Below are 23,751 nucleotides of genomic sequence, written 5' to 3'. Positions count from 1 at the left end.
GCAACGGGCCGGGTCAGTCCGCCGGGAGGGCGGACAGCATCGCGCGGGCCTCGTCGAGGCGGCGCCCGACCTCCGCCGCGATCTCCGGCGGCAGCGCCGGCCCGAGCGCGCCGCAGCGGGCGCGCAGCTGCTCGGCGGCGCCCTCGGTGAGTTCGACGACGAGCCGCCGGCCGCGCCGGAACCCTTCGCGCACGGCCTGCTCCTGGAACCGGTCCAGCGACTCTTGCAGGTGAGCGGAGTCCTCGGCCAGGACGTCCCGCAGCCCGTGGACGGCGAGGGCGGGGGCGATCCACCACGGCACCGCGAGCAGCGCGCCGGCGAAGGGGAACGGCACCGGCATCGCCACCGCCCCCGCCAGCACCGCCGCGGCGAAGCCCGCCAGCACCAGGGCGTGCCCGCGCCCGGTCAGGTCGCGGAAGTGCACGACCGCGAGCGGGACGGCCCATTGCAGGAAGAAGAAGCACGGGAGCCGGTTGCTCGCGGGATCCATCAGCGCCGACGTCAGCACCGACTCCGCCGCGGCCAGCAGGACGGCGATCGCCATCACCCGCCCGGCGACCTCGGCCGCGGGACGGCTCGTCCAGCGGTGCGCGCACCAGGCCGCCGCCAGGGCGAGCAGGGCGACCGGTCCGGTGCCCCAGAGCGGGACGCCGTCCCACTGGGGCAGCGACTGGGTGAGCGTCAGCACGGCGGCGGCGACGAACGCGAACGGGCCCGCGTGCACCGGCCGGATCCGGGGCCGGGCGTCCGCGGGGACGACGACGCGGTGGCCGCCCACGTCCACCGCCTGCTCCGCGCCGGCCGGGCCGGGCCGGGGCACGGTCACCTCGACCGTGCCGCGCGGGCGCAGCGCGTCCAGGCGGGCTTCCAGATGGCTCGTCTGGGCGGACGAGAGCAGCAGCGTGCCCGCGCCGGGGCCGGGCCGCAGGTCGGCGTCCGCCGACAGGTCGGGGCTGCGGCTGTTGTAGAGGCTCTGCCACCGCAGCAGCGCCACGCCGAGGTAGGTCGCCTGGCGCCCGCTGGCCTCCGCGAGCCTGGCCTTCCAGGCTCCGAAGGGGAGCGGTTCGGGGTCGCGCTCGAACGTGGTGACCAGGGGAGCGGTGCGCACCAGCAGGTCGACGACCGAGTCGGCGCCCATCGCCACGCTGTTCTGGCCGGACAGCTCGGCCCGGCCGACCGCGGCTTCCAGGTGGTCGCGCATGACGGCCGCCTCGGCGAGCCAGCGGCGGCGCAGGTACGCCCGGGTGAGCGTGCCGCCGGTCCACGCCGCGGCGGGCCAGAGGAAGGGCAGCGGGTCGATCCGCCCGGCGGCGAACCAGGTCGCCGCCATGGCGGACGCGCCGGCCAGAACGGGCAGGGGCAGCGCGCGGGCGCCGTGCCGCTGCGCCGTCTCCAGGATCAGCGGCCCGGCCACGAGGACGGTCAGGTCGCCGATGCCGCCGAGCGCGAGCGTCCACAGGACGACGTCGAGGAGGTCCATGACCAGCCGGACCGGGGTGGACGCACCGCCGCGGCGCGCCAGGAGGGCGGCCAGGCGCAGGTCGAGCGCGGCGCAGGCGACGGCGGCGAGGACGAACGCCCAGGCGTGGTCGTGCCCGAGCGACACGGCGGTCGCCGCCACCCCGAGCCGCGTCGGCAGCCGCAGGCCCAGGAACATCCGGTGGCGGAACCGGGCCATGGCGCGCGGCAGCAGCCGCTCCAGCCGGTCGTCGTCGAGCGCCGTGCCCGTGTCGGCCATGATCACCAGCCCGCCCCTCGGGGTGGTCGTCGGCAATGATCGTAGGCCGGAGCGCGGGTCGGCCGCGCGGTCAGCCGACGGTGATCACGGCCTCCGGCCCGCGGGCGCGGTCGGCGGCGAGCATCGGGTTCCCGGGCCTCAGCTCGAGCCGCACGATCCGCCGGTCGGCGGGAAGCTCGAACACCAGCTGCCCCGTGGTGCGCTGGCCGGGGCTGAGGTCGTCCTCCGGGGGCTCCACCTCGCGCCCGCTGAGGCGCTTGCCGTTGTACTGGCTGCCGTCAGTGGTGTAGGCGCGCTGGGCGTGCGGCTGGAATTCCAGCGGCACCTTGCTCAGCACCTCGACGTCCAGGGTGTAGATGCAGTACTGGCCGTCGGCCGTGTAGCCGAGCGCGACGCCGACGCGGATCTTCCGCACGCCGCACTCCTGCTCGCGGACGGTGTAGGCCAGCTCCTTACCGCGGACGGTCTGCCCCATCCGCCCCTGCACGGGCTCGGGCGCCTCCTCGGCCGGCCGCTCACCCCCCGCGGAGAGCGGCCGGCCGTTCGCTCCCGCGGTGGACGCGGGCTCGCCGCCGCCCCCGCAGCCGGACGACAGCAGCACGGCGCCGGCCCCGGCGACCAGCAGGCGGGAACGCAGTGGCATGGCCAACTCCCCATGTCGACGGCCGCACACCCGGCCGGAGGAGCCCCAACGTAAGGCGGCGCGGTGCGCGTTCCGGACCCCCGGAACGCGCACCGCGCCCCCGCACCGCCCCGCCGGGTCAGCGCAGGCGGGCCTCGATGGCCTCGATGATCCGCGGCCGCATCTCCGCGGCGCCGATGACGGCGTCCACGGACCCGACCTCGACCGCGCGCCGGATGTCGTGCACCCGGTCGAACTCCGCGGCGACCTCGCCGAGCTTCTCCGTGCGCACCGACGCCCGGAGCTCGTCCAGCTCCGCCGTCAGCGCGGCGCGGTCGGCGCCGGAGGCCGGCGCGACGCGGGCCTCCAGGCCCCGGACGCGCGGGTCGGCCGCGGTGCGGGCGTCGACCTCGCCCGCGAACACCGCCGCGGCGGCGGGGGCGCCGCCGAGCACCGAGGCGAACGAGCCCTCCAGCGCGAGGACGGTCATGTTCGGGTTCAGCGCCTTGGAGAACACCACGAACGCGCCGCCGTGGTAGCGCGAGATCACGCAGAACACGATGGGCCCGCGGAAGTTGACGATCGCGCGGCCGATCTCGGCGCCGTACTCCAGCTGGAGCTTGCGCATCGACTCCGGCGAGCCGTCGAACCCCGACAGGTTCGCCAGCACCACCAGCGGCCGGTTCCCGCTCGCCGCGTTGATCGCCCGCGCGGCCTTCTTCGACGACTGCGGGAACAGCGTGCCCGCGGTGTAGGCGTCCGGGCCGTCGGTGGGCGGGAAGCCGCGCCGGGGCACGGCCCGCGACTCGATGCCGAGCAGGCACACCGGGATCCCGCCGAGGTGCGCGTCCTGCACCGCCGCGGTCTCCGCGTCGACCATGCCCGCCCAGCGCTCCAGCACCGGGTGGTCCTGGTCGGACAGGGCCCGCATGACGGTCCGGATGTCGAACGGCTTCTTGCGGTCCGGGTTGGCCTCGGCGGAGAAGATCTCGCCGACGGTGGTGAAGTCGCTGCCCTCCACGGCGTGCGGGAAACCGGAGATGTCGCGGTCGACCGGGTCGGTCGTCGCCGCGCGGCGCGGCGCGTCCTCGCCGGGCGCGACGTAGGTGTGGTCGTAGTGCGCCATCAGCACGTCCCGGGCGGCGGCGAGGTTCGGCGCCCAGTACTGCGCCTGCCCGTTCGGGCCCATCACCCGGTCGTAGCCGCCGATGCCGAAGTTGTCCTCGGCCGAGACGCCGCCGGAGAAGTCGAGCGCCTGCTTGCCGGTGAGCACCATCGCCGAGTCCGGCGTCATCACGAGGATGCCCTTGGTGTGCATGAGCATCGTCGCCTCGGCGTTCCAGTACGGCTGGGCGCCGACGTTGATGCCCGCGACCACGATGTTGATCTCGCCGCCCTCCTGGGTGAACTCGACGATCCGCTTGAGCGCCGCGGCCACCCAGTCCATGTTCTCGGTGCCCGACTCCATGGAGATCCGGGCGCCGGCGGACAGTGCGTACCACTCCAGCGGCACCCGCATCCGCTCGGCCAGGTCCAGCGCGGCGATCACGCGGCGGCACTCCGGCTCCGACAGCGCGCCGAGCGACTTCGTCGGATCGCCGAGCAGCACGACCCGGGTGATGCCCTGCGGATGGCGCGGGGTCGGCGTGGTGACGACGCCCGCGACCATCGCCGCGGTGTTGCGCCCCTTGGGCCGGTCGACCGGCACCAGCACGTTCGCCCCGTCCTCGGCGAGGTCGTGCTCGACGAAGTCGCCGAGGATCCCGGTCAGCTCGTACGGGTAGACGGTGTTGCGGCTGCTCGCGCGCAGCACCTTCTGCCGGTAGCCGTCGAGCGGCTCGACGGGGTCGTCCGACGGCTCGCCGATGGTCAGCTCGGTGCCGCCGGTGGCGTCGAACGTGATCCGCACGGCGACCTTGGTCAGCGCGCCGGTCTCCCGGTCGCGCCGCCGCGCGATGAACAGGATCTCCTCCAGCCCGGCCCCGGCGGTCGTCGGCAGCATGCGCTCGGCGAGCATCTCCAGCTCCGCGCGGGTGAGGTCGCTCGGCGGCCAGACGTAGATCACGATCCGGTTGGTGGAGAACCGCTTCTTGGACGGCCGCCGGGCCTGCGCGCGGCGGATGGAGTCGAGGCAGGTGGCGACGGTGTACTCGGCCGTCGGCAGCGCGAGCAGCCGGCCCTCGTGGTCGCGCAGCTCCTTCAGGTCGCGCACCTGCGCGAACGCGACGAGCCGGTCGTCGGACGGGTTCTCCCGCGCCACGCACTGGAAGAGGTAGACCTCCTCGTCCGAGGACGGCAGCCGGGTCAGGTCGAACCTGCTCAGCCGCTCCATCTGCATCCGCTGCGCGATGTGCGGGTGCAGGCCGCGGATCAGGCGGTCCTCCGTCATCCCGGTGGGGGACGGGCGGAACGTGAAGTGGTGGTGCATCACCGCGCCGCTGCTGCCCGCGACGGTCGCGGTGAGCCTGCGGACCTGCTCCGGCAGCGGGTGCGCGTCGATGACCTGGTGCAGCGCCTCCGCCATCGCGGCGAAGTCCTGCGGCTGCTTCTCCCAGGAGAGGTAGATGTCGGCGTCGATGGCGTCCTTGCCGGCCGCCGGCTCGGCGAGGCCGGTCAGCGCGCCGCCCAGCCGCTCGAAGCTCACCGCGGCCGACACCAGGCACGAGCCCGCGCGCTCGGCGACGACGAACGTGCAGCCCCCGGCCTCGGCGGTGCGGACGCCCGTCAGCCCCTTGTTGCCGTAGTACCGCCGGGTCAGCACCTCCAGCATGACCGCGTTGTCCTGGTTGCCGCGGAAGAGCCGCTGGCCGAGCAGCCGCACCAGCGGCTCGGTGCTGCGCACCATCTCGGCGATGCGCTCGGCGCGGTCCGGGTCGTCCGGGTGGCGGTCCAGGTGGCGCAGGTGCGCCCGGACGCCGGCGTAGACGCGGGCGCGGTTGCGGCGCAGCATCGGCTGGGCGTACCAGGCGAACACCACCCCGGCCGCGAGGTCGTAGACCACCGGGAAGTGCCCCTGCGCCGCGGCGATGAGCCGCTCCAGCGCGAGCCCGGCCGGCTCGCGGAGGGCCTCCTCCGGCGGCGGCTCCCGCAGCCACGTGCGCAGCAGCGCCGCGACGACCGCGGCGTCGGTGGACGCGCGCTGCTGCGCCAGGAAGATCCGGAAGACCGCCGCCTCCAGCTCGGGGGAGCGCTCCAGGTCGGTGACGCCGTAGTGCCCGATCGCCTTGGCGAGCTTGGCCTGGAAGCCCTTCGGCAGTCCGGCCCGCTCCACGTCGAGGCTCTGCAGGTAGGTGTGGAAGTACTCGCGGGCGCTGTGCACGTGCCCGCCGGAGTCGCCGTCCTCGCCCGCCGGGCGGTTGCGGCTCAGCTCGGCGAGGTCGGCGAAGACGTCGAGGAGCCCGATCTCCTCGGCCAGCGGCCGGTGCCCGTCCGCGGTGGCGGCCCGGCGGGCGGCGAGGTAGTCCTCCAGCACCCGGCCCTCGTCGTGGGGGTCGACGTCGAAGCCCAGCAGCAGGCCGCGCAGGCCCTCCCGGCCGCGGGCGACGCGGTCGCGCGCCGGGACCTCCCCGGGCGCGGCGGGCAGGTCCAGCTCGGCGGACGCGGCGGACGCGGCGTCCTCGTCCTCGTCGTCGTCGGCGAGCGGCTCCAGGCGCAGCAGCGGCGCGCCCGTCTCGACCTGGCTGCCCACGGACACGGCGCACTCCTTCAGCCGCGCCCGGAACGGCGCCCGCAGCACCGTCTCCATCTTCATGCTCTCCAGCACCAGCACCGGCGCGCCCGCCTCGACCTCGTCGCCGGCCGCCAGCGGAGTGGCGACGACCAGGGCGGGCGCGGGCGACCGGACGACGCCGCCCTCGTCGCGGCTGACCCGGTGCGTCACGCCGTCCACCTCGACCAGGTGGACCGGCCCGTGGGTGCCGGTGAGCAGCCGGTACCGGGCGCCGTTGACGACGATCTGCCCGGTGTGCCGGTCGAAGCGGTCGAGCTCGACGTCGGCGGTGCGGACGTCGCCGCCCGCCTCGATGCCCACGCGGAAGCGGTCCGCGCCTACCCGCGCGACGCGGGCCCGGTAGAGGGCGCCCCGCAGCTTCAGGTCCAGCGGGCGGCCGCTGCGGTGCCGCACCTGCGGGCGCCCGCCGAACGCGGTCGACAGCAGGCGCTGCCGCTCGGCGCGCTCCTCGTCCTCGTAGGCCTCGATGGCGGCGGCGGCCAGCGCGACCGCGGAGTGCCGGTTCTGGACGAGCCCGTCCTCCGCGCGGACGCGGTCGATCCAGCCCGTGTCGGCGCTCGCGTCGACCACCTCGGGCCGGTCGAGCAGGTCGAGGACGAAGCTCTTGTTCGTCGCGCCGCCCTCGATGATCACGGTGGTCCGCGCCATCGCCCGGCGCAGCCGGCCGAGCGCCTCGTCGCGGTCCCGGCCGTAGGCGATGATCTTGGCGATCATCGAGTCGAAGTCGGCGGGGATGGTGTCGCCCTCGCTCACGCCGGTGTCCACCCGGATGCCGGGCCCGGCGGGCAGGTCGAGCCGGGCGATGCGGCCGGGGGCGGGCGCGAAGTCGCGGTCGGGGTCCTCGGCGTTCAGCCGGGCCTCGATGGCGTGCCCGCGCTCGGCCGGCGGGCCGCCGTCCAGCCGGCCGCCGGACGCCACGTGCAGCTGCGCCTTGACAAGGTCGAACCCGGTGGTGGCCTCGGTGATCGGGTGCTCGACCTGGAGGCGGGTGTTGACCTCCAGGAACGCCAGCAGCTCGTCGCCGGGGTGGTAGAGGAACTCGACGGTCGCCGCGCCGCGGTACCCGACCGCGACGGCCAGCCGCTCGGCGGACGCCTTCAGCTCCGCCGCCCGCTCCGGGCTCAGCACCGGCGACGCCGACTCCTCGATGATCTTCTGGTTGCGCCGCTGCACCGAGCAGTCGCGGACGCCGAGCGCCCACGCCGTCCCCTGGCCGTCCGCGATCACCTGGACCTCGACGTGCCGGGCGCCGGTGACCAGGCGCTCAAGGAACACCACGCCGCTGCCGAACGCCCGCGCGGCCTCCTGGCTGGTCCGCTCGTAGGCGTCGGCGAGGTCGGCCTCGTTCGCGACGACGCGGATGCCGCGCCCGCCGCCGCCCGCGGTCGCCTTCAGCATCAGCGGGTAGCCGATCCCGGCCGCCGCCGCGAGGGCCGCGTCCAGGGTCTCCACCGCGCCGCGGCTCCACGGCGCGACCGGGACCCCGACCTCCTCGGCGATCAGCTTCGCGCCGATCTTGTCTCCGAGCTTGCGCATCGCCTCGGCGCTCGGCCCGACGAAGGCGACCCCGACCCGCTCGCACAGCTCCGCGAACGCCGGGTCCTCCGCGACGAAGCCCCAGCCGACCCAGGCGGCGTCCGCGCCGGTCTCCACGAGCGCGCGCTCCAGCACGTCCAGGTCCAGGTACGGGCGGGCGGAGGCGGGACCGAGGTCGTAGGCCAGGTCCGCCTCCCGGACGAAGGTCGCCGCCCGGTCCACGTCGGTGTGCAGGGCGACGGTCTCGATCCGGGTCCCGGTCTCCGCGGCGATGTCCCGCACGGCGTGGATGAGCCGCATGGCGGCCTCACCGCGGTTGACGATGGCGACACGACTGAACACCGCACCGAGCCCTTCTGTAGACGATCCGTGCCGCGACATGACGGCCGGCGGCAGTGTTCAGCCTCCCGCTTACCGCCCGGCCGGCGCCATGCCGCGAACTACGCACGCTACGCGTCTCCAGTTGTGGGATTCCTGCAAAGCCGTGTCCGGCCGGCGCACGCTTTGCCGCCTCTCGACCACGCCGCGTGTCCGCCGGGGGGTGAGATCAGCAGGCCGGTTCGAGGACGAGTTCGGCCTTCTCCGGCTCGCGGGCGGCCGTTCCGGACGCGTCGAGCGCCGCAGCGGTCTCGGGGGCGGCGGGCCGCTTCGGCAGCAGGAAGGCGATCCCGACCATCACGAGGGCGAGCGCGCCGCTGAGGACGAACGCCAGCCGCATCCCGTCCAGCTGGGCGAGGGCCGCGGGGACGCCGGCGGCGACCCGGGAGTCGGCCCGTCCGGCCATCACGGTCACCACCAGCGCGGTGCCGAGGGCCGCGGAGACCTGCTGGAGAGTGCCGAGCATCGAGCTGCCGTGCGGGTACAGGTGCTCCGGGAGAGCGCCGAGGCCGAGCGTGAACACCGGCGTGAACGCCGCGGCCAGCGACACCATGAGCAGCGTGTGCAGGCCGAGCACCTGCCAGTACGGCATCGTCATCGAGATCTGGGTGAACCCGGCCAGGGCGAGCAGGATGCCGAGCGCGCCGGGGATGATCAGCATCCGGGCGCCGAAGCGGTCGAACAGCCGGCCCACGACCGGGCCGAGCAGGCCCATGGCCAGCCCGCCGGGCATCACCAGCAGGCCGGTCTCCAGCGGGGACAGCCCGCGCAGGTTCTGCAGGTAGATCGGCAGCAGGATCATCGAGCCCAGCATCGCCATGAACCCGAGCGACATCAGGGCCAGGGAGAGGGCGTAGACCGGGTACCGGAGGACGCGCAGGTCCAGGAGGGGGACGTCGCGGCGCTGGAGCCGGAGCTGCCGGACCGCGAAGGCCGCGATCGTCGCCAGCCCGGTCAGGACGATGAGCGCGGGGACGGCCGTGCCGCCCTCGCCGAACCGGCTGAGTCCGTAGACGAGGGAGCCGAACCCGGCCGCCGCGGCGCCGACGCTGAACCAGTCGATGGTGCTGAGCCGCGGCTCGCCGACGTTCTCCAGCCGGGCCAGGCCGCGCCAGGTGATCAGGGCCGCTACCGGCAGCACCGCCGCGAACAGCAGGCGCCAGGAGCCGAGCTGCAAGATCAGGCCCGAGACGGCCGGGCCCATCGCCGGCGCGACCGACATCGCCAGCGTCACGTTGCCCATCACCCGGCCGCGGTCCCGCTCGGGGACGACCGTCATCAGCGTCGTCATCAGCAGCGGCATCATCACCGCCGTCCCGGTCGCCTGGACGACCCGGGCGAGCAGCAGCAGCTCGAAGACCGGCGCGACCATGGCGAGGGCCGTCCCGGTGAGGAAGACGCCCATCGCGGTGGCGTAGGCGCGGCGGGTGCTGACCCGCTGGAGGAACCAGCCGGTGACCGGGATCACCGCCGCCATCGTCAGCATGAACGCCGTCGACAGCCACTGCGCCGCCTGCTCGGTGACGGCCATGTCCGCCATCAGCCGCGGGATCGCGTTGATCATGATCGTCTCGTTGAGGATCACCACGAACGTCGCGAGCACCAGCAGGCGGATCACCGGCGGTGTGCGGTGGGCGCCGGAAGCTCGTCCGGCCGGGGCCTTCCGGGGCGCGGGGGCGGTCGGCGCGTGTCCCGGCTCGCGGCCGGTGGGGGCATCTGTGGTCGTCATGCCAAGGCTGACCGGCGGCCCCGCGGAAACTCATCGCCGATCCCGGAATGAGTTGATTTTTCCGTGACAACCCGGGGTTGGTCCGATACGCGGAAAGTGACCACCTCGTCACGGCGCAGCGCCTACGCTCGTCCCCATCCCCCGATGGGTGCGTGAAGAAGCGCACTGCAAGGAGACGTTTTCCGTGAAGTTCAGCTACGCCATGCTCCCTGACTATCCGGTCGCGGAGTCGCTGGCCTCGATCAAGCTCGCGGACGAGCTGGGATTCCACGCGGTGTACGCGGCCGACGAGCCGTGGCACAAGGACCTGTGGCTGCTGTTCGCCGCCGCCGCGGCGAACACCTCGCAGATTCGCCTCGGGCCGTCGGTGTCGGCGGTGACGCTGCGCGAGCCCTCCCTCATCGCGCAGGCGGCCGCGACGCTGGACGAGCTCACCGGTGGCCGCGCCGAGGTCGTCCTGGGCAGCGGCAACTTCGGGGTGCTCGCCCAGTACAAGATCGACTGGGCGAAGACCAAGCCGCTCACCCGGGTCAAGGAGGCCGTCGCGGTCGTCCGGACCCTGCTGGACGAGGGCGCCATCACCCGCGACGGCGAGTTCTACTCCTACGACGGGCTGTTCACCTTCGCCCGTCCGGTCCAGGAGCACCTGCCCGTCAAGATCGGCGCGATGCGCGGGCCGAAGTCGTTCGAGGCGGCCGGCGAGCTGTCCGACGGCGTCCACCACGCGCTCAGCTACTCGCGCGGCGCGTACGAGTACGCGGTCGAGCACTTCCGGGCCGGCGCCGAGCGGGCCGGCAAGGACTGGCGGTCGCTCGACATCGGCGCCTGGGTGGTGTTCGCGGTCGGCCCCGACTCCACCGCGGCCAAGGAGGCGGCCCGCAGCATGGTCGGCCTGTACGCCTCGGCGATGCCGGCCGAGCAGCTGCAGCGCAACGGCGTCGACCCGGCGGACATGGCCCCGATCATCGACGCCATCGGCGGCGGCGACCTGGCCAAGGCCATCGAGCTGACCACCCCGGAGATCACCGAGAAGCTGTCGCTGGCGGGCACCCCCGACGAGGTCCGCGCCAAGATCGAGAGCAACATCGCGCCGACCGGCGTCAACCACATGATCTGCGCGATCACCGACCCCGGCCTGGTGAAGTCCTTCACCGGCCGCGACCTCACCGGCGTCCCGGACGTGGACGGCCAGCTCCGGCTGATCCACGAGCACCTGATGCCCGCGTTCAAGTAACCGGCACCTGGGGCCGGGCACCGACCGCGGTGCCCGGCCCCTCGCATGCCGCCGCGCGCGTCGCTCAGCCCGTCCGGCGGTCGCGGCCCGCGACGAGGCCCGCCGCCAGCTGCGGCACCATGAGCACCGCCATGAGGACCAGCGGCGCGGTCCAGCCGCCGCCGTGCTCGTAGAGCGCGCCCACGAGGACGGGGCCCGGGATCGAGATCAGGTAGCCGGTGCTCTGCGCGAAGGCGGACAGCCGCGTGACGGCCGCGCCGTCCCGCCCGCGCATCCCGATCATCGTGAGCGCCAGCGGGAACGAGCAGTTGGCGACGCCGAGCAGGCACGCCCACAGCCACGGCGCCGCGGTCGGGGCCGCCCCCAGCCCGGCGTAGCCGGCCAGCCCGAACAAGCCGAGCGCGACGGCGAGCCCGCCCTGCCGGCGCAGCCGCCCGGCCACCAGTGCGAGCGCGAACGACAGCGGGATGCCGAGGACCGAGGTGACGGCGAACAGCAGCCCGGCCGTCTCCGCGGGCAGCCCCGCGTCCCGGTAGATCTGCGGAAGCCAGCCGATGACGACGTACGCGGCGGTGGCCTGGAGCCCGAAGTAGACGGCGAGCGCCCACGCGGTCGGGCTGCGGGTGAGGGACGGCCGCCCGGCGTCCGGGGCCGCGTCCGGCGGGGGCGCGGGCGCGACGCGGTCGCGGGCCAGGGCGGTCCATGCCGGGACGGCGGCGGCCGCCACCAGCGCCCACGCGCCGAGCCCGATCCGCCAGTCGCCGAACCGGTGGGCAAGCGGGACGGTGGTGGCCGCGGCCGTCGAGGCGCCGATGTTGAGGGCCGTCGCGTAGCCGCCGGTGACCGCGCCGACGCGGTCCGGGAAGCGCTGCTTGACCACGGCGGGCAGCAGCACGTTGGCGACCGCGATCCCGGCGAGCGCGACCGCGCTGAGCGCGACGAACACCGCGCCGTCCGGGGCGAGCGGGCGCAGGGCGAGCCCGGCCGCGATCGCCCCCATGCCGGACAGGACGACGGTGCCCGGCCCGTGCCGGCGCGCGAGCCGGGACGCGGCGAAGCCGACCAGCGCGAAGCAGACGGCCGGCATCGCGGTGAGCAGCCCGGCGGCGGTGGCGCTCATCCCGAGATCGGCGCGGGCCTCCTCCAGGACCGGGCCGACGCTGGTGACGGCGGGCCGCAGGTTCAGCGCGGCCAGCATCAGCGCGAGCGCCGCGAGCCATGGCGCCCGGACGCCGGGCCGGGACGAGGCCCGCGGCGGACCCGGGCGGGACGGCGCGGCGGCCCGCTCGTCAGGCACTCACGCCTCGTATAATCATGGGATGAGTCTACGTCCCGTCCCGCGGCCGACCGGACTGTTCGACCATGTCGTCGCCCGGCTCCGCCGGCAGATCACCTCCGGCGCCTGGCCGGTGGGGTCGCGCATCCCCACCGAGCCGGAGCTGGTCGAGCAGCTCGGGGTGGCCCGCAACACCGTCCGGGAGGCGGTGCGGGCGCTCGCGCACAACGGGCTGCTGGACGTCCGGCACGGCTCGGGCACCTACGTCGCCGCGACGAGCGAGCTGGCCGGGGTCATGCGGCGCCGCTTCGCCGGCGTGGAGCGGCGCGACGTGATCGAGATGCGCGGCGCCCTCGAATCGTCCGCGGCGGCGATGGCCGCCGGGCGGCGGACCGAGGACGACCTCCGCCGGCTGGAGGAGCTGCTGGACCGGCGGGAGGCCGCCTGGGAGTCGGGGGACCGCGACGCCTTCGTCGACGCGGACGCCGCCTTCCACCGCGCGGTGGTGGCGGCGTCCCGCAACGAGGTCATGGCCGAGCTGTACGCCGACCTCGGCGAGGTGATCCGGCGGTCGCTGCGCGACCACTTCAGCCCCGAGCTGCGCGTGGACGAGTACATGGACCACTCCCGGCTGCTGGACGCGATCCGCGCCTCCGATCCCGGCGCCGCCGCCCGCGAGGCGGCGTCCCACACCTCCACCTGCCGCCCGGTGCCCTGAGCGGCGGGCGGGTCAGCGGCTCGGCGCGAGCGCCCGCGCGGCCGCGGTGGGCGCGACCTTCCGGCGGCCCGGGATGGCCAGCGCCGCCAGCGCCCCGGCGAGCGACAGCGCGGCGCTGACCCCGGTCGCCGCGGCGAACCCGTCGGCGAAGGCGTCCGGCCCCGCGTAGCTCCCGGCCCGGCCGAACGCCAGGGCCAGCAGGGCGACGCCGAACACCCCGCCCAGCTGCCGCCCGGTGTTGAACACGCCGGAGGCGTTCCCGATCCGCTGCGGCGCGACCGCGTTGAGCACGGCCGTCTGGGTGGCGGGCATCGCCATGCTCACGCCCGCGCCCGCGACGAGCATCGGCGCGACCAGCTGCCAGTACGGCACCGACGGCGTGGCGGCGAGGGCGAGCCATCCCATCCCGGCCGCCTGCAGCGCCAGCCCGGCCGCGGCCGGCGGGCGGGCGCCGACCCGGTTCACCAGCCGTCCGGCCAGCGGCGCGACGACCGTCACCGACGCGGTCCAGGCGAGCAGGTGCAGCCCGGCGGCCAGCGGCCGGTCGCCGCGTCCGGTCTGGAAGTACTGCGCCGCGAAGAACAGCGACCCGTACAGCGCGGCGTACAGGAACACCCCGGCGGCGTTCCCCGCCGCGAAGCCGCGCAGCCGGAACAGCTCCAGCGGCAGCATCGGCTGCCGGGCCACCCGCTCCCAGGCGACGAAGGCGACACCGCAAACCACTCCGGCGATCAGCGACCCGGCCACCTCGGCGCTGCCCCAACCGGCGGCCTGCGAACGCACCAGCCCCCACACCAGGCCGAGCGCGGCCCCGGTCACCAGCACCAGCCCGGCGGCGTCGACGGCCCGCCCGCCGCCCCGGCTCTCCGGGACGCGGCGCAGCACCAGCGGGACGACCACCAGCCCGATCGGCAGGTTCAGCCAGAAGATCCACTCCCAGGCGAGCCCCTGGGTGACGGCGCCGCCGATCACCGGGCCGCCGACCACCGCGAGCCCGGTCAACCCGGCGAACAGGCCCAGCGCCTTCGGCCGGTCCGGGGGCGGGTAGGCCGCGCTCAGCAGCGCCATCGCGAGCGGCATGACCAGCGCGGCCCCGGCGCCCTGCACCGCCCGCGCCGCGATCAGCCAGCCGACGTCCGGGGCCAGCGCGCACGCCGCCGAGGCGGCCGTGAAGAGCGCCAGCCCGGCCGTGAAGACCAGCCGCCGCCCGAACCGGTCGCCGAGCACGGCGCCCGTCATCAGCAGGACGGCGAAGCTGAGGCTGTAGGCGTTCACCGTCCATTCGAGCTGTTCCATCGAGGTGCCGAGATCCAGCCGGATCCGGCTCAGTGCCGTCGTCACCACCGTGGCGTCCAGCGCCACCATCACCGAGGCCGCCGAGGCGAGCCCGAGAACCCATGTCCTGTTCATGCCGGTACCGACCGGCGGCCCGGCGAAATCCGCCGGGTCGCGACCGACGAATTCCGCGTCCCGGCGGGTCTGTACAAGAAAGGGAGGAGCATCGGGTGACCGTGACCGAACAACCGGGCGACGACTTCGTCCGCCTCACCGGGCCGTTCCGGCGGGAGCTGCTGACCCACTGCTACCGGATGCTGGGGTCGGTGCAGGACGCCGAGGACCTCGTCCAGGAGACCTACCTGCGGGCCTGGCGGGGGTACCGGGACTTCGAGGGACGCGCCTCGCTGCGCACCTGGCTGTACCGGATCGCCACCAACGCCTGCCTCAACGCGCTGCGGCACGGCGGCCGGCGGGTGCTGCCCGCGGGGCTGGGCGGCCCGATCACCGATCCGGGCGCGCTCGCCCCGCGCGATCCGGAGATCCGGTGGCTGGAGCCGATCCCCGACGAGCGCGCCGACCCCGCCGCCATCGTGGCCGGACGCGCCGGGCTGCGGCTGGCGCTCATCGCGGCCCTGCAGCACCTGCCCGCGCAGCAGCGGGCGGTGCTCATCCTGCGGGACGTCCTGGCCTGGTCGGCGGAGGAGACCGCCGGCACCCTCGGCATGACCCCGGCCGCGGTGCACAGCGCGCTGCGCAGGGCCCGCGCCCGGATGGACCGGCTCGCCCCGGACATCGACGACGTCACCGAACCCGCGGAGCGGGAGCGGCGCGACCTGCTGGACCGCTACGCCGACGCGTTCGAGCGCGCCGACATCGACGCGCTGACCGGCCTGCTGACCGAGGACGCGGTCTGGCAGATGCCGCCCAACCCCTCCTGGTTCGCCGGGCGCGGCGACGTCGCCCGGCTGCTCGCGGCCAGGCTGGGCCGCAAGCGGGCCCGCCTGCTGCCGCTGCGCGCCAACGGGCAGCCGGGGTTCGCGATGTACGTCGACGGCGAGGCCTTCGCCGTCCAGGTCGTCACCCTGCGCGGGCCCGCCGTCGCGGCCGTCACCGCCTTCCACGACCCGGACCTCCCGGAGCGCTTCGGCCTGCCCCGCCGCCTGTGAGGCCGTCAGCCGGGACGCGGGCGGTGCGGCAGGATGATCGGCCGGCCGGTGCGGGGGTGGGGGATCACCTCGATGTCGTGCCGGTACACCTTGGTGAGCAGGGGCGCCGTGAGCACCTCGCCGGGCGGTCCGCAGGCCGCGACGCGGCCCGTGTCGAGCACGGCCACCCGGTCGGCGTGCGCGGCGGCGAGACCGAGGTCGTGGACGACCGCCACCACGGCGGTGCCGGAGGCGGCCCGGCGGCGCACGACCTCGAACACCATCTCCTGGTGGCGCAGGTCCAGGGCGGCCGTCGGCTCGTCGAGCAGGAGGACGCCGGTCCGCTGCGCGAGGACGCGGGCGAGCGCCACCCTGGCCTGCTCGCCACCCGACAGCTGCGGGTACGGGCGGCGGGCGAACCCGGTCGTGTCCGTCCGGTCCATCGCCTCGGCGATCGCCGCCTCGTCGTCGTCGGCCAGGGGCGTCCCGGCCCAGGGCGCGCGTCCCATGGCGACGACCTGCGCGACGGTGAACGGGAAGGCCAGCGTGTGCCGCTGCGGGAGGATCGCCCGCCGCATCGCCAGCTCGGCGTGGGTCCAGGACGCGAGCGGCGCGCCGTCCACGGTGACCCGGCCGCCCGCCCTGGCCACGTCGCCCGCGACGGCGCCGAGCAGGGTGGACTTCCCGGCGCCGTTCGGGCCGACGAGGGCGAGGACCTCGCCGGCCCGCAGCGTCAGGTCCACCCCGGTCAGGACGATCCGGGCCGCCCGCTCGACGGTGAGCCCCCGGACCTCGACGGCCGGGGCGCCCGGCGGTGGCGGCCGGGGCGTCCGGGGGCGGCGGACCAGCGCGCGGATCACGCCGGGCCCTCCGGACCGGCCCGCCGTGCCCGGCGCAGCAGCCAGAAGAAGAACGGCCCGCCGAGCAGCGCCGTGAGGACGCCGAGGGGGAGCTCCTGGTAGGGGATCGCGGTGCGGGCGATCGTGTCGGCGGCGACCAGCACGATCGCGCCGCCGAGCGCGCTCGCCGGGACCAGCGTCCGGTGGGCGGGCCCGGCCACCAGCCTGACCAGGTGCGGGACGACCAGCCCGACGAACGATATGACCCCCGCGAACGCGACCGCCGCCGAGGTCATCAGGGCGACCACGACGATCGCGGTGAGCCGCAGCCGCTCGACGTCCACCCCCAGGTGGCGGGCGGCGCGCTCGCCGAGGGCCAGCAGGTCGAGGCGGCGCGCGCAGCCGAGCGCGACGGCCCACCCGGCCGCGGCGAGCGGGGCCACCGCGGCGACGGCGTCCCAGTTCGCCCCGGCGAGGCTGCCGAGGTTCCAGGTCGTGATGGCGCGCAGCGCGTCGTCGCCCGCCGCGAACATCAGCAGCCCGAGCAGCGCGCCGGCGACCGCGTTGACCGCGATGCCGGTGAGCAGCAGCGTGACCACGTCCGTGCGGCCGCCCGTCCGCGACACCGTGTAGACCAGCAGGGTCGTGACGAGGCCGGACAGGAACGCGGCGGACACGACCGTCCAGCCGCCGAGGGTGGACAGCCCGAACACGATGACGGTGGCCGCGCCCACGGCCGCACCCGACGAGACGCCGATGACGGCGGGCTCGGCCAGCGGGTTGCCGAACACGCCCTGCATCACGGCGCCGGAGCAGCCGAGGGACGCGCCGACCACGGCGGCGAGCGCGACCCGCGGGAACCGGACGATCCACAGCGCGCTGTCGCCCTGCGCGGCGGTGGGCCGCGGGCCCACGTCCAGTCCCAGGTGGTGCAGCAGCGAGCCGAGGACCTCCTCGGGCGGGACGTGCACCTGCCCGGTCCCGGCCGCGACGACGGACAGCGCCGCCAGCGCCAGGCCGAGGGCGGGCAGCAGCGCGAGGCCGCGCAGCCGCCGCCCGCGGGCCCTCACCGGCAGGTCCGGCGCAGCGCGGTGGCGAGCGCGCCGATCGTCTCGGCGGTGCGGGAGCCGAAGGACAGCAGGGCGCCGTCGTCGACGCGCACGATGCGCCGGTTCCGCCCGGCCGGGGTCTGCGCGACGCCCGGCAGCTTCAGCAGGCCGGTGGCGCCGCCGACCGAGCGCAGCCCGGCGGTCAGCACCAGCAGGACGTCCGGCGCCGCGTTGATCATGCCCTCGCTGGTGAGCGGGCGGAAGCCGGACAGGCCGATCGCCGTGCCCGCGTCGGTGCCGCCGGCGGCCTCGATCATCGCGTCCGGCCCGGCGCCCTCGCCGCCGATGAGGTAGACGCCCGCGCTGCCCCGGACGTAGAGGAACGCGACCCGCGGCCGGTCGCCGGACGGCACGGCACGGGCGGCGGCCTCGACCCGCTCGCCGACCCGGGCGGCCAGCCGGCGGCCCGCGCCGGGCACGCCGAGCGCGGCGGCGACGGCGGTGATGCGCGGCCCGATCGCGTCGAGGGTCTCCCTGTCCTTCACGAGGACGACGGGAACGCCGGCGCTGCGGAGCTGGCCGAGCACCTCGGGCGGGCCGATGCCGTCGCCGGCGAGCACCACCGACGGGTCGAGCTTCAGGATCGCCTCGGCGGACAGGTCGTGCCCCTGCGTGGTCACCAGCGGCAGCGCGCGGGCGGCCGGGAACGTCGTGGAGATGTCGCGGCCGACGAGCCGATCGCCGAGGCCGAGCCCGTACACGATCTCGGCGAGCGATCCGTAGAGGTCGACGGCGAGGACGCGGCGCGCGTTCCGGACGGTGACCAGGGTGCCGTCGGCCGAGCGTACGGTGACGGGCAGCTCCGGCCTCGCGGTGCCGCCGGCCGGTTCGGGGTCGCCCGCCGGAGCCGCCACGGTGGTGGGTTCGCAGCCGGACGCGGCGCCGGGGCCCGACGCGGCCGTCCCGTCGCCGCACGCGGTCAGCGGCAGGACGCAGCCGAGCGCGAGCAGGGCGCCGAGGGACCGGAGCGGACGGATCACGGGGCCGCCCCCGCGGCGCCGCCCCGGCGGCGGCGCACCAGGAGGGCCGCGGCGCCTGCCGCGAGCACGGCGGCGCCGCCGGCGAGCGCGGCCCAGGCCCACGCGGGCATGCCGCCGTCGTCGAAGGCGACCGGCACCCGCACGTCCTGCGAGCGGTCGGAGGTCCGGGTGTGGTCGGCGCGGGCGACCACCGCGCACCGCACCTCGGTGCAGTCGGTGGAGCCGGCGAGCGCGGGCCCGACCCGGAGGGTCACCGCGAACGTGCCGCCGGGACCGTAGGGGACGGCGAGGCTCCGGCCGTACGGGGGCGGGTTCGACGAGATCCACTGCGAGGAGCCCGTCGAGCCGGAGGTGTCGGCGCCGCCGCCGCACGGGGACGGCGCCTTCCCGGCTCCGTTGTCCTTGCACAGCGCGACGTAGATGCCCTTGCCGGTGTCGAAGCCGGTGCCGGTGACGCGGATCGTCGTGCCCCCGGTGGACAGGCCGTCGGCCTGGGAGACGGTGAGGGTCTGCCCGGAAGGCCCGGTGCCCTTGGCGCCTTCGGCGTGCGCGGCGGTGGCGAGCGCCAGGCAGGGCGCGGCCGTCAGGACGAGCGCCGCCAGTGGCCGGGCGGCTCGCAGGGCAGGCATCGGGTGTCCTTCCCTCTCTGGTGTTGCGTGTGGACGTGTGCGTGTGGACGGCGCGGGTTCTAGACGGTGATCGTTCGTTAGATTAGCTTAGGCTTACCTAAGTTTTAAGAGGTAAGCCTTGCCTAACTCATCGTCGATCTCCCGGGGCGCCGCGGCGGCCGTCGCCGTCGCGGTCCTCACGCTGGCGCTCCTCGTCCCCGCCCCTCCCGCCTTCGCGGCGTCGGTGTCGGTGTCGCCGACGTCCGGGGTGGACCCCGGCGGTCAGACGATCACCGTGCGCGGGTCCGGCTTCGATCCGGACCGCAACAACGGGGCCGGCGTGTACGTGGTGTTCGGGCCGCGCCGCGCGGACTGGACGACCAACGCCAACGCGTACCAGGCGGCGACGTGGGTGCACCGCGGCGCGTCGGCGGGCGCGGGCCAGGCGCCGATGACCGCCTCCGGCGGCTTCTCCATCGGCCTCTCGGTGAAGGCCCGGTACACCGACGGCGACGGCAGGAAGGTCGACTGCCTGACCACCCGGTGCTACGTCATCACGATGGCCGCGCACGGCGTCCCCGACCGCGGCCAGGACACCGTCACCCCGATCACGTTCCGCGGCTCCAAGGCGGGCGGCGGGCAGGGGGTGGACGGCTCGTCCGGCTCGTCCGGGGCGAAGAAGGGGGACGGCGGCTCCTCGCCCGCGAGCACGCCCAAGCCGGGCGCCCCGTCCGCGAGTTCGTCCGGCTCGCCGGCGGCGGGTGCGGCTCCGCGAGAGGGGGCGGCCGTGGACGCGTCCCCGGCGGCCGGTGTCGAACGGACGGTGCGAGGCGGCCGGGCCACGCCCGCGTGGCCGTTCCTGGCCACGACCGGGGCGGCCCTGATCGCCGTGATCGCCGCTCGCCGGTGGGGCCGCCGCCGTGCCGCCCGCCGGGGAGCGCCGTGATCTCCGGCCCGCCCCTCTTGATCCATGACGGCGTCCCGATACAGTCTTCAACTTAGGTAAGCCTTACCTAAGTTTCATGAAGGGAACCCGATGAGGAAGACGACCAGACGGCTCGCCCGCGGCGGGGTCCTGCTCGCCGCGAGCGGGCTGGCCCTCGCGGCGTTCGGGGCCGCCCCCGCGTCCGCGGCGGGTCCCGCGACGACCGTCACCCCGGCGACCGGCGCCGACCCGGACGGCCAGGATCTCGTCGTCCGCGGCAGCGGCTTCGACCCCACGGCGAACAACCGGTTCGGCGTCTACGTGGTGTTCGGGCCGAAGCGCGACGACTACGCCACCAACGCCAACGCCTACCAGGCGTCCAAGTGGGTGCACCTCGGCGCCACCCCCGGCCCCGGGCAGGACGTCATGAACGCCGACGGCACCTTCGACATCACGCTGCCGGGCATCAAGGCCGCGTACACCGACGGCGACGGCAACCACGTCGACTGCCTGACCACCCGGTGCTACGTCATCACGATGGCCGCGCACGGCGTCCCCGACCGCGGCCAGGACAGCTTCACCCCCGTCACCTTCACCGGCGGGGAGAACCCCACCGACCCGGGCGACCCCGGCAACGACCCCGGGACGCCCGCCGGGACCGGGCGGCAGACCCTCTCCACCACCGTGCGCAACGGCGCGCTGACCCTCGCACTGGACGGCGACACCGCCCAGCTGAGCGAGGTGGCGCCCGGCCGGCACTCCACCGGCGCGCTGCGGACCGCCACGGTCACCGACGCCCGCGGCACCCAGGCGGGCTGGAGCCTCGTCGGCGAGGTCACCGACTTCGGCGGCGCGGCGGGCGGCACCATCCCGGCGTCCGTCCTCACCTGGTCGCCCACCGCCGCCGTCGTGGACGACGGCTCGCGGGGGACGGTCACCGCGGGCACCGCCGGGTCCCTCGGGGCGCCCCGCACGCTGGCGTCCTCGGCCGCCGGCGCCAGCGGCGGCGTGTTCCAGGCGGGCGCGGGCCTGGACCTCGGCGTCCCCGCCGGCACCGCGCCGGGCGACTACACCGCCACCCTCACCCTGACCCTGTCCTGATGAACCCGTCGCGCGGCGCGGCCGTCCTGCTCGCGGCGGCCGCCCTGACCGTGCCCGCGGCGCTGCCGGCGGCCGCCCGCGCCCGCGCCGCGCCCGCGCCGCCGTCCGGCGGGTTCGCCTGGTCGGTCCGGCCGGCCGGCGCCAAGGGGCAGGCGCGGCGCGACTTCTTCGTCTACTCCCTCACCCCTGGGCAGCGCGTCCGGGACACGGTCGTGATCACGAACCTGGGCACCCGCCCGCTGAGCCTCCGGGTCTATGCCACCGACGCGTTCACCACAACGGACGGGTCGTTCGCCCTGCTCACCGCCGACCGTCCCGCCGCCGGCATCGGCACCTGGATCGCCATCGGCGGCGCAGCAGCCCGCACCGTCGAGCCCGGCCGCTCCATCCGGGTGCCCTTCACCCTCACCGTGCCCGCCGCCGCCACGCCCGGCGACCACTCCGGCGGCGTGATCGCCGCCGTCACCGAGCAGGCCGCCACGGCGGGCGGGCGCCGCGTCAACGTCGACCGCCGGGTCGCGGCCCGCGTGTACGCCAGGGTGGACGGCCCGCTGACCGCCGCCCTCCAGGTGGAGTCGCTGACGATCGCGCACGACCTGCCGCCGCTCGGCGGCGACGTCCGGGTCACCTACCGGGTCCGCAACACCGGGAACGTCCGGCTGTCCGCCGGGGCGCGGGTCGGGATCACCGGACCGTTCGGCGCCGGCCTCGGCCGCCCCGCCACCCGGCGCCTCCCGGAGCTGCTGCCCGGCAGCGCCTACACGCTGACCGACCGGATCAGCGGCGTGTTCCCGGCCGGCCCCCTGACCGCCACCCTGCGGCTGACCCCGTCCGGCGGCGACGGCCCGGCCGCCCCGCGCCCCACGGTGCGGACCGCCCGCTGGTGGTCGACGCCCTGGGTGCCCGTCGCGCTCCTCCTGCTCGCCGCCGGCACCGCCGTCCTTCTGAGACGCCGCCGCGGGACCCGGTCATGAGGGCGCTGCTCGCCGCCGCGCTGGCCGTCCCGCAGATCGCCTTCCAGGCACCCGGGCCGACGGTCCAGGCCGACCGCGCCGAGGCGCGCGTGGGCGACACCGTCACCGTCGACCTGGCCGCGTGGCCGCCCGGCAACGTGCTGGTCGAGCTGTGCGGCAACGGCGGCGCGCGCGGCTCGGCCGACTGCGCCGTCGCGGCGGCCGCTACCACCTTCGTGGACGCGAACGGGCGCGGCACCGCGATGGTCACCGTCGTCAGGCCGCCGGTCGGCTGCCCCTGCGTCATCTCCGCCCGCCCGGTCACCGGCGGCCGGGCCCGGGCCGTCCCGCTGGCGGTCAAGGGCGTCCCGACGCTGCCGGCGACCCGGCGCGGGAACGCCTCCGCCGCGCCCGCCCGCGACCTGGCCGTCTCCGGGGTCCGGGTGAGCGGCGGCGGGCCGGCCGCCTGGTTCGGCGGGCCCGCCGAGCGGACCGTGACGTTCACCGTCCGCAACACCGGCACCGCCCCCGTCACCGACCCGCCCCTCGCGCTGGCCGCCGGACGCGGCGACCGGCCCACCGGCATGCTGGAGGCACCGAGGATCGGCACCCTCCAGCCGGGGGCGCAGCGCACCTACACCGTCCGCGCCCGCCTGCCCGCGCCGGCCTTCGGCCGCTACGCCGTCGCCGGCGAGGTCACCGGCGTCGACCGCCCGGTCCGGTTCACCGCACGCACCTCGTCCTACCCGTGGGCGCTGCCCGCCCTGATCGCGCTCGCCGCCCCGGCCGTCCTCGCCCGGGAACTGCGCCGCGGGCGCCGGAGGCACGCCGGGCCGCGCCCGGTCCCCGCCACGCGCGCGGTCACGATGAACGAGATCGTGGCCGTCAACATCGGCCAGTGGCGGCGCGTCCGGAACCTCTCGCGGACCGCGCTGGCCGAGGCGCTCGCCCCGCACACCGCGACCGCGTGGACCGGCGGGGACGTCGAGCACGCCGAGACCGCCACCCCGCCCCGCCGCTTCGACGCCGACGAACTGCTGGCCTTCAGCCGCGCCCTGGACGTCCCGCTCCCGGCGCTGCTGCTGCCGCCCGCCGGCTACGAGGTGGCCGCCGCACCGCACGTGACCCCCGCACCGCCCGTTCGCCAAGGAGGACGACGATGACCAGCGAGCAGTTCTCGGCCCGGTTGCGGGCGGCCACCCGCCCCGACCACGATGGCGTCGAGCACTCGTCCTACATGACCGCGCTCGTCGAGGGCCGGCTCGACCTGGAGCAGTACGCGCTGCTGATCGAGCAGCTCTGCTTCGTCTACGACGTCCTGGAGCAGGCGGCCGACCGGATGCGCGGCGACGGGACCGCCGGCGCGTTCGACCTGCCAGGCTTCCGCCGGATGCCCGCGCTCCGCGCCGACCTGGAGTTCCTCCACGGGCCGGGCTGGGCCGGGCGGCTGCGCGCCGACGACGCCACGCGGCGCTACTGCGACCGTCTCCGCGAGGTGTGCTTCGACTGGCCCGGCGGCTTCGTCGCCCACCACTACACCCGCTACCTCGGCGACCTGTCCGGCGGGCAGGTCATCGCCCGCCGGCTCGCCCGCACCTACGGGCTCTCCCCGGCCGGCGGCCTCCGGTTCTACCGCTTCGACGGCCGGCCGAAGGCGCTGAAGGACCGCTACCGCGCCCTCCTGGACGCGGCCCCGTGGGACGAGCCGGAACGCCGCCGCGTCATCGCCGAGGTCCGCACCGCCTACCGCCTGAACAACGAGCTGGCGGCCGCCCTGGACCGCCATCTCCCCATCGACCCCGCCGCCTGATGCGCGGCGCGGGTTTCCGGCCGCGCAGACCGTGAACACTCA

18 protein-coding genes are annotated in these 23,751 nt (G+C 75.8%); 8 read left to right on the top strand and 10 right to left on the bottom strand.

Features of this window, described 5'->3' with window-relative positions:
• Positions 1 to 13: 13 nt before the first annotated feature.
• The 4 genes from K8Z49_RS24925 to K8Z49_RS24910 all read right to left on the bottom strand — a co-directional run bounded on the left by K8Z49_RS24925 (position 14) and on the right by K8Z49_RS24910 (position 9,733).
• Positions 14 to 1,744 carry a hypothetical protein gene (locus tag K8Z49_RS24925; RefSeq protein WP_412515358.1) on the bottom strand — a complete coding sequence of 577 codons (1,731 nt, stop codon included), beginning with the start codon at positions 1,742 to 1,744 and terminating at the stop codon, positions 14 to 16.
• 64 nt (positions 1,745 to 1,808) lie between these two features.
• Positions 1,809 to 2,381 carry a DUF4352 domain-containing protein gene (locus tag K8Z49_RS24920; RefSeq protein ID WP_412515357.1) on the bottom strand — a complete coding sequence of 191 codons (573 nt, stop codon included), beginning with the start codon at positions 2,379 to 2,381 and terminating at the stop codon, positions 1,809 to 1,811.
• 118 nt (positions 2,382 to 2,499) lie between these two features.
• Positions 2,500 to 7,968, bottom strand: coding sequence for a carboxyl transferase domain-containing protein (locus K8Z49_RS24915; protein WP_412515356.1), 5,469 nt, complete (start codon positions 7,966 to 7,968; stop codon positions 2,500 to 2,502).
• Between the two features lie 205 nt (positions 7,969 to 8,173).
• Positions 8,174 to 9,733 (bottom strand): MDR family MFS transporter, encoded by a 1,560-nt coding sequence (locus tag K8Z49_RS24910; protein WP_081842452.1) that lies wholly within the window; start codon positions 9,731 to 9,733, stop codon positions 8,174 to 8,176.
• A gap of 184 nt (positions 9,734 to 9,917) precedes the next feature.
• Here K8Z49_RS24910 and K8Z49_RS24905 point away from each other — a divergent pair, with 184 nt between their 5' ends.
• Positions 9,918 to 10,967: an LLM class flavin-dependent oxidoreductase gene (locus K8Z49_RS24905; RefSeq protein WP_021598608.1), complete on the top strand. Its 1,050-nt coding sequence runs from the start codon at positions 9,918 to 9,920 to the stop codon at positions 10,965 to 10,967.
• A 64-nt stretch (positions 10,968 to 11,031) separates the two neighbouring features.
• Here K8Z49_RS24905 and K8Z49_RS24900 read toward each other — a convergent pair whose 3' ends face one another.
• Positions 11,032 to 12,264: a CynX/NimT family MFS transporter gene (locus tag K8Z49_RS24900; protein WP_075024012.1), complete on the bottom strand. Its 1,233-nt coding sequence runs from the start codon at positions 12,262 to 12,264 to the stop codon at positions 11,032 to 11,034.
• Positions 12,265 to 12,286: 22 nt separating this feature from the next.
• On the opposite strand from K8Z49_RS24900, the gene K8Z49_RS24895 reads away from it, so the two are divergent.
• Complete coding sequence (locus K8Z49_RS24895) at positions 12,287 to 12,961, top strand: FadR/GntR family transcriptional regulator (protein WP_021600611.1); 675 nt, start codon at positions 12,287 to 12,289, stop codon at positions 12,959 to 12,961.
• Between the two features lie 12 nt (positions 12,962 to 12,973).
• Here the strand turns inward: K8Z49_RS24895 and K8Z49_RS24890 are convergent, their stop codons facing one another.
• Positions 12,974 to 14,371 (bottom strand): DHA2 family efflux MFS transporter permease subunit, encoded by a 1,398-nt coding sequence (locus K8Z49_RS24890; protein WP_412515355.1) that lies wholly within the window; start codon positions 14,369 to 14,371, stop codon positions 12,974 to 12,976.
• 95 nt (positions 14,372 to 14,466) lie between these two features.
• Between K8Z49_RS24890 and K8Z49_RS24885 the strand changes: the two genes are divergently transcribed.
• Entirely contained in the window at positions 14,467 to 15,405 is a 939-nt protein-coding gene (locus K8Z49_RS24885; RefSeq protein ID WP_021599942.1) for a sigma-70 family RNA polymerase sigma factor, read from the top strand.
• A 5-nt stretch (positions 15,406 to 15,410) separates the two neighbouring features.
• On the opposite strand, the gene K8Z49_RS24880 is transcribed toward K8Z49_RS24885, so the two are convergent.
• From K8Z49_RS24880 to K8Z49_RS24865, 4 genes are read right to left on the bottom strand one after another with little or no spacing between them, the layout of a single operon-like run.
• Positions 15,411 to 16,241: a heme ABC transporter ATP-binding protein gene (locus K8Z49_RS24880; RefSeq protein WP_412521159.1), complete on the bottom strand. Its 831-nt coding sequence runs from the start codon at positions 16,239 to 16,241 to the stop codon at positions 15,411 to 15,413.
• Positions 16,241 to 17,293: a FecCD family ABC transporter permease gene (locus K8Z49_RS24875; RefSeq protein ID WP_235206365.1), complete on the bottom strand. Its 1,053-nt coding sequence runs from the start codon at positions 17,291 to 17,293 to the stop codon at positions 16,241 to 16,243. Before K8Z49_RS24875 ends, K8Z49_RS24880 begins: the two co-directional genes overlap by 1 nt.
• Entirely contained in the window at positions 17,290 to 18,312 is a 1,023-nt protein-coding gene (locus K8Z49_RS24870; protein ID WP_412515354.1) for a heme/hemin ABC transporter substrate-binding protein, read from the bottom strand. The genes K8Z49_RS24875 and K8Z49_RS24870 overlap by 4 nt, the downstream gene beginning before the upstream one ends.
• Positions 18,309 to 18,941: a hypothetical protein gene (locus K8Z49_RS24865; RefSeq protein ID WP_052357380.1), complete on the bottom strand. Its 633-nt coding sequence runs from the start codon at positions 18,939 to 18,941 to the stop codon at positions 18,309 to 18,311. Before K8Z49_RS24865 ends, K8Z49_RS24870 begins: the two co-directional genes overlap by 4 nt.
• A 118-nt stretch (positions 18,942 to 19,059) precedes the next feature.
• On the opposite strand from K8Z49_RS24865, the gene K8Z49_RS24860 reads away from it, so the two are divergent.
• From K8Z49_RS24860 to K8Z49_RS24840, 5 genes are all read left to right on the top strand, one after another.
• Complete coding sequence (locus tag K8Z49_RS24860; RefSeq protein ID WP_412515353.1) at positions 19,060 to 19,866, top strand: IPT/TIG domain-containing protein; 807 nt, start codon at positions 19,060 to 19,062, stop codon at positions 19,864 to 19,866.
• A 90-nt stretch (positions 19,867 to 19,956) separates the two neighbouring features.
• A complete protein-coding gene (locus K8Z49_RS24855) occupies positions 19,957 to 20,946 on the top strand; it encodes a WxL domain-containing protein (protein ID WP_412515352.1) in 990 nt (329 codons plus the stop codon).
• Entirely contained in the window at positions 20,946 to 21,920 is a 975-nt protein-coding gene (locus tag K8Z49_RS24850; RefSeq protein ID WP_024934815.1) for a WxL protein peptidoglycan domain-containing protein, read from the top strand. The genes K8Z49_RS24855 and K8Z49_RS24850 overlap by 1 nt, the downstream gene beginning before the upstream one ends.
• Positions 21,917 to 23,062, top strand: coding sequence for a hypothetical protein (locus K8Z49_RS24845; protein WP_412515351.1), 1,146 nt, complete (start codon positions 21,917 to 21,919; stop codon positions 23,060 to 23,062). Before K8Z49_RS24850 ends, K8Z49_RS24845 begins: the two co-directional genes overlap by 4 nt.
• On the top strand, positions 23,059 to 23,709 hold the full coding sequence (locus K8Z49_RS24840) for a heme oxygenase (biliverdin-producing) (protein ID WP_412515350.1): 651 nt from the start codon (positions 23,059 to 23,061) through the stop codon (positions 23,707 to 23,709). Before K8Z49_RS24845 ends, K8Z49_RS24840 begins: the two co-directional genes overlap by 4 nt.
• Positions 23,710 to 23,751: the final 42 nt, after the last annotated feature.

This window comes from Actinomadura madurae (genome assembly GCF_047130825.1).
Classification (GTDB): Bacteria; Actinomycetota; Actinomycetes; order Streptosporangiales; family Streptosporangiaceae; genus Spirillospora; species Spirillospora madurae.
This window is presented reverse-complemented; position numbering and strand designations above follow the sequence as displayed.

Coding starts and splice junctions, on each gene's coding strand:
- K8Z49_RS24840 (WP_412515350.1), top strand. CDS start 23,059: ATGACCAGCGAGCAGTTCTCGGCCCGGTTGCGGGCGGCCACCCGCCCC.
- K8Z49_RS24890 (WP_412515355.1), bottom strand. CDS start 14,371: ATGAACAGGACATGGGTTCTCGGGCTCGCCTCGGCGGCCTCGGTGATG.
- K8Z49_RS24850 (WP_024934815.1), top strand. CDS start 20,946: ATGAACCCGTCGCGCGGCGCGGCCGTCCTGCTCGCGGCGGCCGCCCTG.
- K8Z49_RS24920 (WP_412515357.1), bottom strand. CDS start 2,381: ATGCCACTGCGTTCCCGCCTGCTGGTCGCCGGGGCCGGCGCCGTGCTG.
- K8Z49_RS24910 (WP_081842452.1), bottom strand. CDS start 9,733: ATGACGACCACAGATGCCCCCACCGGCCGCGAGCCGGGACACGCGCCG.
- K8Z49_RS24855 (WP_412515352.1), top strand. CDS start 19,957: ATGAGGAAGACGACCAGACGGCTCGCCCGCGGCGGGGTCCTGCTCGCC.
- K8Z49_RS24845 (WP_412515351.1), top strand. CDS start 21,917: ATGAGGGCGCTGCTCGCCGCCGCGCTGGCCGTCCCGCAGATCGCCTTC.
- K8Z49_RS24895 (WP_021600611.1), top strand. CDS start 12,287: ATGAGTCTACGTCCCGTCCCGCGGCCGACCGGACTGTTCGACCATGTC.
- K8Z49_RS24865 (WP_052357380.1), bottom strand. CDS start 18,941: ATGCCTGCCCTGCGAGCCGCCCGGCCACTGGCGGCGCTCGTCCTGACG.